General features: G+C 49.0%; 8 protein-coding genes. 6 read left to right on the forward strand and 2 right to left on the reverse strand.

Annotated elements, in window-relative coordinates:
• Positions 1-216 precede the first annotated feature (216 nt).
• On the reverse strand, positions 217-1,677 hold the full coding sequence (locus ACWQXP_RS12630) for an ATP-binding protein (protein WP_454063229.1): 1,461 nt from the start codon (positions 1,675-1,677) through the stop codon (positions 217-219).
• Positions 1,674-2,393: a response regulator gene (locus ACWQXP_RS12635; RefSeq protein ID WP_454063230.1), complete on the reverse strand. Its 720-nt coding sequence runs from the start codon at positions 2,391-2,393 to the stop codon at positions 1,674-1,676. The genes ACWQXP_RS12630 and ACWQXP_RS12635 overlap by 4 nt, the downstream gene beginning before the upstream one ends.
• A 244-nt stretch (positions 2,394-2,637) precedes the next feature.
• Here ACWQXP_RS12635 and ACWQXP_RS12640 point away from each other — a divergent pair, with 244 nt between their 5' ends.
• From ACWQXP_RS12640 to ACWQXP_RS12665, 6 genes are all read left to right on the forward strand, one after another.
• Positions 2,638-4,071 (forward strand): efflux transporter outer membrane subunit, encoded by a 1,434-nt coding sequence (locus tag ACWQXP_RS12640; RefSeq protein WP_454063231.1) that lies wholly within the window; start codon positions 2,638-2,640, stop codon positions 4,069-4,071.
• Between the two features lie 31 nt (positions 4,072-4,102).
• Positions 4,103-5,332 carry an efflux RND transporter periplasmic adaptor subunit gene (locus ACWQXP_RS12645; RefSeq protein ID WP_454063232.1) on the forward strand — a complete coding sequence of 410 codons (1,230 nt, stop codon included), beginning with the start codon at positions 4,103-4,105 and terminating at the stop codon, positions 5,330-5,332.
• Entirely contained in the window at positions 5,322-8,495 is a 3,174-nt protein-coding gene (locus tag ACWQXP_RS12650; protein WP_454063233.1) for an efflux RND transporter permease subunit, read from the forward strand. The genes ACWQXP_RS12645 and ACWQXP_RS12650 overlap by 11 nt, the downstream gene beginning before the upstream one ends.
• 726 nt (positions 8,496-9,221) lie before the next feature.
• Positions 9,222-10,184, forward strand: coding sequence for a hypothetical protein (locus tag ACWQXP_RS12655; protein WP_454063234.1), 963 nt, complete (start codon positions 9,222-9,224; stop codon positions 10,182-10,184).
• Positions 10,184-11,287 carry a CARDB domain-containing protein gene (locus ACWQXP_RS12660; protein WP_454063235.1) on the forward strand — a complete coding sequence of 368 codons (1,104 nt, stop codon included), beginning with the start codon at positions 10,184-10,186 and terminating at the stop codon, positions 11,285-11,287. Before ACWQXP_RS12655 ends, ACWQXP_RS12660 begins: the two co-directional genes overlap by 1 nt.
• Positions 11,288-11,457: 170 nt before the next feature.
• The gene (locus ACWQXP_RS12665; protein ID WP_454063236.1) at positions 11,458-12,336 is read left to right on the forward strand and encodes an EamA family transporter; all 879 of its coding nucleotides are present in this window, start codon (positions 11,458-11,460) and stop codon (positions 12,334-12,336) included.
• Positions 12,337-12,346 lie beyond the last annotated feature (10 nt).

Raw genomic sequence — 12,346 nt, forward strand, 5'->3', positions numbered from 1 at the left:
TTTCTCAAACCCACCCCACGTGTGGACGCCATCCTCATGGATATGGTGAAACTCGCTTATCGTACAGACCCTCAGGCAAACTCTCATGATCCGGCTACCGCCACTCTCAACAAACTTTGCACAAGCAATCCTCATGTCTTCGATGATTCATCACTATCAGATATGCTGAGAGTATTGCGTACAACGTATACGTTTTTCAGGAAGTTTATTTGTACTTCATGCTTGAAGATAGGAAACCCCGGCGCATTCTCTAGAACTGGAAGAGTCTGGTTTGGGTAAATGAATCCTCACACAGAATCCTTTGGGGTCATCATGAATCAGCACAATATCCCCGCCGTGCTGTCGGACAATAGATCGAGCAATCGCCATACCGAGCCCAATCCCGCCCGTTTCATGACTCCGCGACTCTTCGAGGCGAACAAAGGGTTGGAAGACCCGCTCCGCATCCCGAGATGAAATACCCTGACCATCATCATAAATCAAAACTTGAAATTCCAGGTCTAATGATCGAAGTTCAACCCGTGCCTGCTGACCATACAGCACAGCATTTTCTATGACATTGCGAAACGCACGCTTGAGGCTCACCGGCCTGCACGTATAGGGAGTTTTGTCCATGCCCTCCCAGTTGACTTTCAGTCCGAGGTCAGTCAAATCCTGGCAAAGACTATCAATGAGTGCGGCGAGGTCAACCGAGCGAGAATGCTCAGTAGACGCCTCATCACGCGCAAAGGCCAGAGTCTCCTCACTCATTCGTTGCATTTCCTCCAACGTGATCAACATCTTCTGTTTGATCTCTTCATCTGTGACAAATTCGACTTGGAGCCGAAGAGACGTCATTGGAGTGCGTAGATCATGGCTAATCGCGGCTAACATGTGCGTTCGATCTTGCACAAAACGCTGAAGACGCGCATTCATACGATTGAAGGCCCGAATGGTGTACTGAAGATCAATCGGTCCATCTTCAGAAACCGGGACAATGGTTTCCCCACGGCCAACGGCTTCAGCAGCCTTCGCCAACGTCTCCAAGGGACGAGTAATGCGCTGAACCATCCACACCACAATGAGACAAATGCTGCCCACAGCTAAGGTCATCGAAAAAAACGTTGGCAACGCCCATCGGATCAGAGGTGGGTTGATACCTAACCCAACATTAAGCCATCGTCTATCCGTAAGTTGAGCTGAAATCACGAGACCAGGCGGATCTACCTGGGACAAGGAAAAAGAAGAGGGCGAGTCGTCCAGCTTATGACCCCATGACACATCAATAGCCTCTGGCATACCGACCTGCTGCTCGTGACTTAAGAGTCGCACGTCACGAATATCATGCTCTCCGAGCAACGCATGAAGACGAGTCATCAGATCATGTTCGATTTGACTCACATGAGGTGGAACTGGACTAGTTTCTGCAAACCAAAAGTACAACTTTCGTGAACTTGCCGCTTGCACCATTTGGGGATGAATGGCCGGAGACGTCGTTTCGATAAGCTGAATTAATGAGGCCATGCGTTCCAAGATTTGCGTCCGTTCGACTAATCGAGTGGCCGCCCGGCGTTCGTCCATAAAAATCAGGAAATTGGCAACTTGAGCAATCCCCAACGCGGCGATAAGCAACGCAATCAATTGCCCCGTCAATCGCTGCGGATACCACCGCCGCACTCGTGTCGCGAGAACAGTCACTCGGGTCTGACCTCCCCTGTAAACGTATACCCATCTCCCCACACGGTTTTGATCAGCATAGGACTTTTCGGATCCGTTTCAATTTTCTTTCGCAACCGACTTACTTGAATGTCGATACTGCGATCAATAACATCAGTCATGCGGTTTCGGGTCAAATCCAATAACTGATCTCGGGTGAGGACGATTCGCGGATGGGTCAAAAAAACCATCAGCAGCACGAATTCACTGGTACTAAGAGGAATCGCGACGCGATCGACCCCCATCAGTTCCCGTTGATGGACATGGAGCGTCCATCGATCGAACTTCATCATACTTGCCAAGGGCTCCCGGTCTTTTCTGGGCAGGCTATTGACGCGTCGTAATACCGCTTTAATGCGCGCCAAGAGTTCACGCGGATTAAACGGCTTCACAACATAATCATCCGCCCCCATCTCTAGGCCGACAATCCGATCAGATTCGTCTGCCATAGCCGTGAGAAGAATGATCGGAATGTCTTTCGTGTCACGCAAATGGCGGCAGAGGGATAATCCGTCTTCTCCAGGCATCATGATATCAAGCACCAAAAGATCAATAGAGGTCATTCCTAGAATTTTTCGTGCTTCCGCAGCGCTTTCAGCGGTCTGTATGCGAAATCCTTTGAGCTTCAGATAGTCAGCCAATGGGTTTCGTATGGATGGTTCATCGTCAACAATAAGAATATGAGGTAAAGATTCCATAACGTGCTCGAAGGGAGAACTCCTATTATGACGTGAAATGGCAAAAGGTGAAAAGAAAAATTGTATCAAAGTTTGTCAAAACATGGGTACGAAATACTTTCTTACAAAAAAGCCTGCTCTCCTCGTCGCCTTTGAATATTTGTTCGTTATACTGAGGATATACACGCGAATAGTCATCTTTCGATAACCTTCATCCAGGACGATGCGCCTTGTTTGTCCGATAGGTTTGTCCGATAGTTCTGTCATGAATAGATTGATCACCCTTACCCTCTATAGCGTCGTCGGACTGATGATGCTGGGATTGGCGGGCTGTTTGTCCGACCCCGTCCCTATTGAATTAAAGGCTCAGCTTCCCAAGGCCTTTTCGCAATCTGGACAAACCGCATTACCTGACAAATGGTGGGAGGATTTTGAGGATGACAGTCTCAACTCGTTAATTGAGCTGGCCATGGAAACTAATCCTTCTCTGCTAGCGACCTGGGACCGGCTAAGGCAAGCCGAAGCCCTTCTTGTCCGGGAAGGAGCCAGCCGATTTCCAGCATTAAATGGGAATATGAATGCCAGCAGAAGTCGCGACAATAATGACCTGGAAACCGACCGGTTTGCCCTTAGTCTCACCGTGGCCTATGAATTAGATCTGTGGGGAAGAATTCGTGCGAACACCACGGCCGCTCATTTTGATGCCATCGCCAGCCACACCGATGTCAGAGCTGCGGGAATTACACTCTCAGGAGAGATTGCGAAGACATGGTATAGCTTAATCGAGCAGCGCGGCCAGCTCGACTTACTGGAACAGCAAATCACGACCAATAAAAAAGTTTTGCACCTCGTGACTTTACGGTTTCGCCAGGGTGTCGCCAGTGCAGCCGATGTGCTGCGTCAACGACAATTAATTGAACAGACGCAAGGCGAGACCAAGGATGTCATCGCGGGAATTGATGTGTTGAGTCATCAACTCGCCATTCTTCTCGGCCATCCCCCTCGAACACTCAATTTTCCAAAAAAAGATTTGCTCATCACGCTCCCCCCTTTGCCACACACCGGACTGCCGGCAGAGGTATTACAGCGACGGCCAGATGTGCTTGGAAATTTCTACAAGGTGCAGGCCGCTGATGCGCGCATCGCCGCAGCCATTGCCGAACGATTTCCCCGAATCGATCTGACCGGAGCTCTCGCCACCAATATCACGTCCACGCTCTCAGGTGGATCCTTTGCTGCAACACCGGCAGGCCTATTTTCGAGTTGGCTGGCCACCGTAGCCGCTCAGGTCGTCGCTCCCATTATCGATGCCGGTGCAAGAGCCGCAGAAGTCGATCGACAGGAGGCTATCCGCTCAGAAGCCCTGAATAATTATGAGTCGACCGTTTTGCAAGCGATGCGGGAAGTCGAAGATGCCTTGATTCGTGAGACCCAACAACGAGAAAAGACTCTCAGTCTGGAACGTCAGCTTCAACTGGCAACACAGGTTATCGAACGATTACGGGGACGGTATGTTCAGGGAGCCACTGATTTCCTCGATGTGCTGAATGCCCTCATTAGTCAACAAGGACTTGAACGAGAAATCCTCGCGGCAAGAAGAAATTTAATTGATTTTCGGGTCGATCTTGCCCGGGCCCTGGCTGGTGGATGGGAATTGAATCAACCAGAACTTCGTGAACTCACTCCCTCTGCAGGCTAACACCGACGAACCAACGTACTAGAGAACCATCATGCCACCAACACCATCCTCAAAAAATCAGAGACTGCAGCTGGGCCTCAAGATCATCGTGCCCTTTGTGGTTCTTGCCCTCGCTGGCAGCTTTGCGTTTTCATTAGTGAAAAATACACCTCATCCACAGCGTCAACCAAAATCGAAACAGGCACGTCTTGTCAACGCCATCGAGATATCCGTGACCACCCATCCTGTTATGATTGAAGCGTGGGGAGAAGTCCAACCTGCCCGTCAAGTAACACTTCGACCACAAGTGAGTGGAGAAATTATGTCCGTCAGTCCTGAACTGGTGCCAGGAGGAAAATTCTCAAAAGGCGACACCATCTTGCGCTTGCATCCTGCCGATTACATCCTCGCCCTTCGACAACGCGAAACGGATTTAGACAAAGCTCGTGCTGAATTTCTCCTTGAAGAGGGGAATCAGGTTGTGGCCAAGCAGGAATTTGAATTACTGGGCGAATCTATTACCGAACAAGAGAAATCGATGGTGCTTCGCCTACCGCAGTTACAATCAGCCAAGGCCAATGTCAATGCCGCGAAAGCCGCCGTGGCATCGGCAAAACTGGCCATATCACGTACCGTTTTGAGAGTCCCCTTTGATTCGACCGTGCTTCAGCGTCACGTCAATACCGGCTCGTACATCACCCCAACATCCGATATTGTCACGCTCGTCGGAACGAGAGAATACTGGGTCACGTTATCCGTTCCCATTGCTCAACTACGCTGGATACACTTCCCACGTACGTGGGGCGAAAATGGATCTTCCGTCAAACTCTATCATGACACCATCTGGGGAAAGACCGCATTTCGGACAGGCCAGGTTATTCGGCTCTTAACAGACCTTGAGACGGAAGGACGAATGGCGCGTGTTCTCGTCGCGATCAACGACCCATTAAATCTCCACACGCAAATCCCTGGTGGTCCGGAAGTGATACTCGGCACGTATCTTCGAGCAGAAATTCAAGGACAAGATATGGCACAGGTCGCCAAAGTCGATCGGGATTGGATTCATGATCATGACACCGTCTGGGTCCTCAACAACGAGAATACATTGGAAATTCGTACGGTCACCATCGTCTATCGAGGCCCAAGTTATGTGCTCATTTCTTCAGGTCTGCAACATGGTGAACGTCTGATTGTGACGGATATTCCCGCGCCAGTCGAAGGCATGCCCTTACGCTTGCTTCCTCCGCCGCCTGTGCAAAAAGAGGCGACCCATGCAACCTAAGACATCGAGTTCTCGTCATCCCATGAACGTCGGCCCCTTGGCCTGGATGGTTCATAATCGCATCACACCCAACCTGTTCATGCTGTGCTTATTATTGGGTGGACTGTTTATGGCGACGCAAATCAAACAGGAAGTGTTTCCGGAATTTGAAGAAGATACGGTCACCGTCCTCGTTCCCTTTCCGGGAGCTAGTCCGCAAGAGGTGGAAGAGGGAATCATTTTGGCCATTGAAGAAGCCGTTCGAAATCTCGACGGAGTTAAAGAAGTCGTGTCAACGGCATCAGAAGATCAAGCCTCGGTCGTGGTGGAACTGCAGGGAGATTCAAATTATCAAAAAACCTATCAGGATATCCAACAAGCCATTGGACGGATTATCACCTTCCCGGAAGATGCCGAAGAGCCGCAGTTCACCCTGGACACTCGTCGACGTGAAGTGATCAACCTCCAGTTATTCGGGGATGTCTCCGAATGGGATATACGTGAAGCCGCCGAAGAGGTTCGCGACCGCCTGCTTCAAGAACCTGAAATCACACAAGTCGACTTACTCGGGGCTCGTGCTTATGAAATTCACATTGAAATTTCACAAGAAGATCTGAGAGCCTACGGTTTAACGTTAGAGCAAATTGCACAAATTATTTCAGCAACGGCGCTCGATCGATCCGGAGGTAGCGTTGATACCTCAAGCGGAGAAATCTTACTTCGCGTTCAAGAACGGCGCGATTGGGCTTCCGAATTTGGAACCATTCCGATCATCGCCAATCAAGCCGGCACCCTCCTGCGACTCAGCGACATCGCCATGGTCTCCGAAGGATTTGAAGAAAGTGAAATCTATGCCACCTACGATGGCCAACGTGCGATAGGAATCGGAATCTTTCGGGTCGGCGATCAAACACCCATTGCCGTGGCGAACAAAGTTCGATCGGCGATGAACCTGATCATCGAAGATCTTCCTCCAACGATTCAGTATGCCGTTCAAAAGGACCGGTCAGAAATCTATCAACAACGACTGACCCTCCTCCTCAAAAATGGCTTTCTAGGATTACTGTTTGTATTGGCGGTTCTCACATTGTTCCTTGAGTATAAACTGGCCTTCTGGGTCACGGTCGGAATTCCCACATCATTCCTGGGTGCCCTATTGTTCCTCCCGATGCTCTCGGTTTCGATTAATATGATTTCGCTATTCGCGATAATCATCGGCCTGGGAATCGTGGTGGATGATGCCATTATTGCCGGGGAAAACATCTACGAATATCGGGAACGTGGACATAGTCTTATTGAAGCGGCGATTCAAGGCGCACGCGACATTGCACTCCCTATTAGCTTTAGTATCCTCACCAATATTGTGGCGTTTCTTCCACTCATGTTTGTACCCGGAGCCTTTGGGAAAATCTGGGCGGTCATCCCCGCAGTGGTGTCGACTGCCTTTATTATTTCTTGGGTTGAAGCGCTATTTATTCTTCCCTCACACTTAGCCCATGGAAGTACGAACCCAAGCAACAGGCTCGGGAATGGACTCCATCATTTCCAACAACAATTCAGCCAAACATTTACCCGTTTCATTGAAGGCACATACGGACCGTTTCTGCGTCGCGCGATTCACAATCGATACCTCAGTGTCTCCCTGGGCATTGCGGTGTTTATCGTTGTTCTCGCGTATCCCATTAGCGGACGGATGGGATTTATTTTAATGCCGAAAGTTGAAGCAGACTTTGCAAATGCCACCGCCGTCGTACCATTCGGTAGTCCTTCTCATGAAATACAACGGGTTCGAGATACGCTTGTGCATTCCGCCCAGGAGGTCATTCGAAACCACAAAGGACAAGACGTCGCAACAGGCATCTTTACCTTAGTTCAAAAAAATATAATCGAAGTCCAAGTCTATTTACCGCCACCCGATGCCCGACCGCTCAGTACCAATACTGTCACGCAATTGTGGAGAGAGAATACGCCAGATATTGCCGGCGTCGAATACGTTCGTTTTGAGTCTGATAGTGGAGGGCCAGGTCGAGGGCCTTCGATTAGTGTTGAACTGAGCCATCGAGATATTGACAAGCTCGATCTGGCCAGCGGTCACCTGGCTGAACGCCTTAGTGAATTTTCAAGCGTGAAAGATGTTGATGACGGGTATTCTCCAGGCAAACCTCAGCTTAATTTTCAAATTAACGAAGAAGCAAGAAGCTTGGGTCTCACGGCTCAAGAAATTGGGAGGCAAGTTCGTCATGCCTTTTACGGCTCTCAGGCTCTTCGACAACAGCGGGGACGTAACGAAATTAAAGTGCTCGTTCGATTGCCTCAGTCAGAACGGACAAGTGAATATCATGTCGAAAATCTGATTATCCGAACGCCCGCAGGTCGCGAAGTTCCCTTATATCAGGTCGCCACGGTCGTGAAAGATCGAGCGTTTCGAGAAATTACTCGCCGGGATGGACATCGCACGGTCACGGTCACCGCTAACATTCAGCCAATCAAAGAAACCAATCTCGTCTTGAACACGCTGAAGAAAGAAATTCTTCCTCAGCTACTCAAAGAGTACCCAGGACTTAATTACAGCTTTGAGGGCCGACGAGCAGATTTACGGGATGCCCTGAATAGTTTTCTCTATAGCACCACCCTTGCTCTCATCATTATCTACGTTATGCTAGCCATTCCATTTCGTAGCTATGTTCAGCCAGCGATTGTCATGATGGCCATTCCATTCGGGTTGGTTGGAGCCGTCATTGGACATATGCTGATGGGATATAGCATCAGCATTATTAGCATGATGGGCATTATTGCGCTCATGGGAGTCGTGGTGAATGACTCGCTCATTATGATTGACTACGCGAACATTAAGCGACAAGAAGGGGTGAGTCCTATTAAGGCCATCAGTCAAGCAGGCATTCGGCGATTTCGTCCTATCCTTCTGACTACCTTAAGTACCTTTGGCGGGCTGGCCCCAATGATTTTTGAGACTTCTCGCCAAGCAAGATTTATGATACCGATGGCGATTTCGCTTGGATTTGGGATACTGTTTTCCACAGCCATTTTGCTGATTTTGATACCGTGCCTGTATTTGATCGTTGAAGATGTCAAGAATCTCTACGTGAAAAACGATCAAGCCCAACTTGAACCGGAACAGAGTGAATTTGAACCGCAAGCCAAACCCAGTGAAACTCTAGGTTAAACGTGCTCATCTTCATTATGTGCCATTGATGTCTATACTCACAGGAAAGTACGTGAGATAGTTAGGAGTGCTTGGACTGCATATCGAAATACTGAAGTCGGGTAGTAACGGCATAGCATCCAGACCGCCTGAACTCAAGACTAAAATTCCCATCAGTCAATTCCCAAAACCTGAACTTATCTTCATTACCGTCCTCTCCTCACATTCAATCCTCACAGGAACTTCGGCAAACAAAGTGAGCGATTCACTGGAAGAAGAGTTTCTCACCACATCATTCCTTGTTAGAAAAATCGCGTCGCCAAGAAACAACCATTTCCTCCCGACTCGCTGAATGCCGTCCTGAACATTGAGGTGTTATCTGAACAGATACACGTTGTATCTATTTTTGATTACTTCCCTCTCAGACCACCAATATCTTACTTAACTTCTCTCACACCCTTTTCTCCACACGTCTGCCGTAATAGCTGAATATCATGTCTATTTTTCTCAAATTGTCGTGTGCAAGGAATTTCATTTCTACTTTGGCATTCTAATTGCTGTTGGAAGAACTCGATCATGACAATCGAGTACGAGCTCATTCCCAAACATCAAACGGGTTTGGAGTAAAAAAGAGTTGCTCACAAGGAAAAAGAAGGAAGGAGGAAAGCAATGTCAATGGCACAATAAAACAACGCAAATCAACAGACGTTCACTTCGCATTCACTATTGTTAAAAAGAGGGATTCACATGAAACACAAAATGGTCGCGATCTTGACGCTTCTCCTATTGACGTCTTCCCATTTGACCGCATGGGCTCATAGTCCTAACGACACCACGGGGGACAAACTGAAATCGTTAGTGGGTGATTCGAGTCTCATCGTGTACGGTCAAGTCGTTGATATTCTATATCGAAACTCTGAACCGACCAAAGAGCAACCCAAAGGCGTTCCGCATACGTTCGTCACATACCAGATCATGGAAACGGTACGAGGCAAGGCACCTGACGAACGACTGACGTTGCGCATTCCTGGTGGTTCTGATGGACAAGGCGGTATTTATCTCGTCACGTCCGCACCGGCCTTTGCACGTGGACAAACCGATGTGCTGTTCGTCAAAGGTGGAAAGGACACAGATTGTCCGCTTGTCGAATGCGTAGAAGGTCGCTTTCGAGTGCATGAAAATCAGGTCTTCAATGCGTGGGGCGTGCCGGTCATCGATGTGCGAAAGTCGTTGCGCATCGGAGGACAACCCCGTTTTGATCTGAACGTCATGGAAATTCCCCAGCCATCCTTCGAGACCTTGCTCCAACGGCCTGAGATACGAAAACATGTTGATTCATTACAACGATCCACTTCTCACAGCATGAAAGAGCTCAAAGCTCAATATGAACGAGAAGCTCCCAAATACTCTGTCGTCAAGTATGGCGTACAAATGGATCCGTCTCGAAAAGATTTGACTGAAGGTTCTGAAGCCCTGCCCATTGACACCTACGAAAAGCCGCTCACGCTCAACCTCTTTCTGCAAGGCATTAGCGAATGGAGCGAACGAGTTGGAGAACCGCAGGTGTCAATCAACATCATGAATTTAAAAGAACGATTTATGGTTCCCGACCCACGGCTCATGCCGCTCGAAGCCTCACGATCACTCACAAATAAAACCAGCAATGAAGAACGCTACGATGTCCGTGCCAAAGAGGAGGAACAACAATAATGACGATCACTAAAAAATATATGCTCACGCTAGCAATTATGGCCATCTGTTCGAATTCGGCATTCGCCGCATCGTGGTTGGAATGTAATGGCGACAGCGGCAAGAAAATTCGTTGGGGTGGAAATTCCACCTCGGCAAGAATCAACACCGGGAGTTTCCCTTCAGGAAGTGTCTTGCAAGCCGCGCAACGAGGGATCAATATCACCAACACCAATCCCTCGCCTTTTAACATTAATCATTCAACCGAAACAGGCGGAGTCGGAAGCGGCAATGGACAAAACGAGGTCTGGGCCGAAAGCATTTCCCCCCCGGGAGAGGCACGCATGCGCTATCACTGCTATTGGGCATTCGGATGGCATTACGGGCTTGACGAAGTCGATATCGTGCTCGACTCCACCGGACGCTCCTGGACCACGTCACAGAACAAAAATTCAAACTTTGCATATACCGGGTCCAACCGACCAATCGATGCCGTGATCGTGCACGAAGCCGGTCACTATCTGGGACTGATGCACGTCAACTGGGAATACAACGTCATGGGAGATTCCTGGCGTCACCATCACACCAACGGCAATACAGCCAAAACATACTTTGGCGAAGATGCCTCTCATGGCGCACGAGTCCTCTATGGCTCACAAGGTTCAAATTTTAACGATGTGTCGGCCTCACACTGGCGGCGGACCGGCGCCAGCGGTGAATATTCAAGCCATGGTCGCGTGCGCGTACGAAACAGTGCGAACACCGGCACCTTGCAGGGAATCACCATCGCCGGCGAACCCGGATATCGCGTGACGCGAGGCAATACCGTACGACCAGAATTTACGATTGAAAATAACGGCAAACAGACTCATTCGAACGTCACCTACGGGATTTACATTTCCACCAATGACTATATCAGCTACGGTGATACACGCATTGGTGGCGGGTCGTTTGGTTCGATCCATCCTGCTGATGTGTACACCACAACAGTTCCGGTGATCATTCCCAATTATCTCAATGCCGGTCAAAATTACTGGCTGGGAATTATTGTCGATGAAGACAACGACATTAGTGAAGTGAGTGGTTCAAACAACCGCGCCTACATCCCGGTTCGAGTTCAATAAGACCAAATTATTAAGCGCAAGACGGAGCCCTGGCGAAAAAAGCCAGGGCCCGCCATCTATCGTGAATACAAATCCTTCACTCCTGGATTCACTTAGGTTCATGGACCGATTTTTTATCCAGAGCACCCTCCAAAAACTTTACCTTCTAAAGCAGTGATGTACACTAGAGCATGCTCTGGTTAAGTTTTGCCCTTCTTGCCGCGCTCTCCGAATCATTAAAGGATCTCTTCAGTAAGCAAGGACTCCACTACACTCAACCTCATGTCGCAGCATTGGCTGCCAGTGCCTTCGCTTTTCCGATCCTCCTGTGCTTCTTTTTTTTAACGAGTGAGCTTCCGGTTATCGAACCACGTTATTGGGAAGCCCTACTGTTCGGCGGAATACTGAATGTGCTGGCCTTTATACAATTTATGCGGGCACTCCAAGCCTCAGACTTGTCATTGACAATTCCCTTCATCACTTTCACACCAATCTTTTTGCTTTTTACCTCACCTTGGATCGTTGGAGAATTTCCCGGCGTACTCGGATTACTGGGGATTCTGCTGATTGTCGGCGGCTCGTACATCATTTCCATCCAGGGGGCACCCCTCAGTTGGCTTGACCCTTTTCTCGCAATGGTAAAAGAACCGGGTCCTAGACGAATGCTCTCGGTCGCGGCCATCTATAGCGTCACCTCAAATTTTGACAAGATTGGGGTGCAACATTCGTCTCCCATCTTCTGGAGCCTTTCAATTAATGTGTTTATGACGCTCGCCTTGCTCGTTATATTTTTTCTCATTCGCCCATCAAACACCAATCAAAATCCACCTATCAAGATTTCTCTTCTGATGCTCATTGGACTCTTTAGCGCCACAACGCTGATCGCTCACAACACGGCTTTAAGCCTTGCCAGCGTTCCCTCCGTCATTGCGATCAAACGCACGAGTGTGTTGTTTGCTATTCTATGGGGCTTTTTAGCTTTACGAGAAGCCAACGTACGCCAGCGGTTCATCGGCGCTACATTGATGGTAATAGGCATTGGACTCGTGGCACTAGATGAAACGGAGTGAAGATATAAAA

This window comes from Candidatus Nitrospira salsa (genome assembly GCF_965152625.1).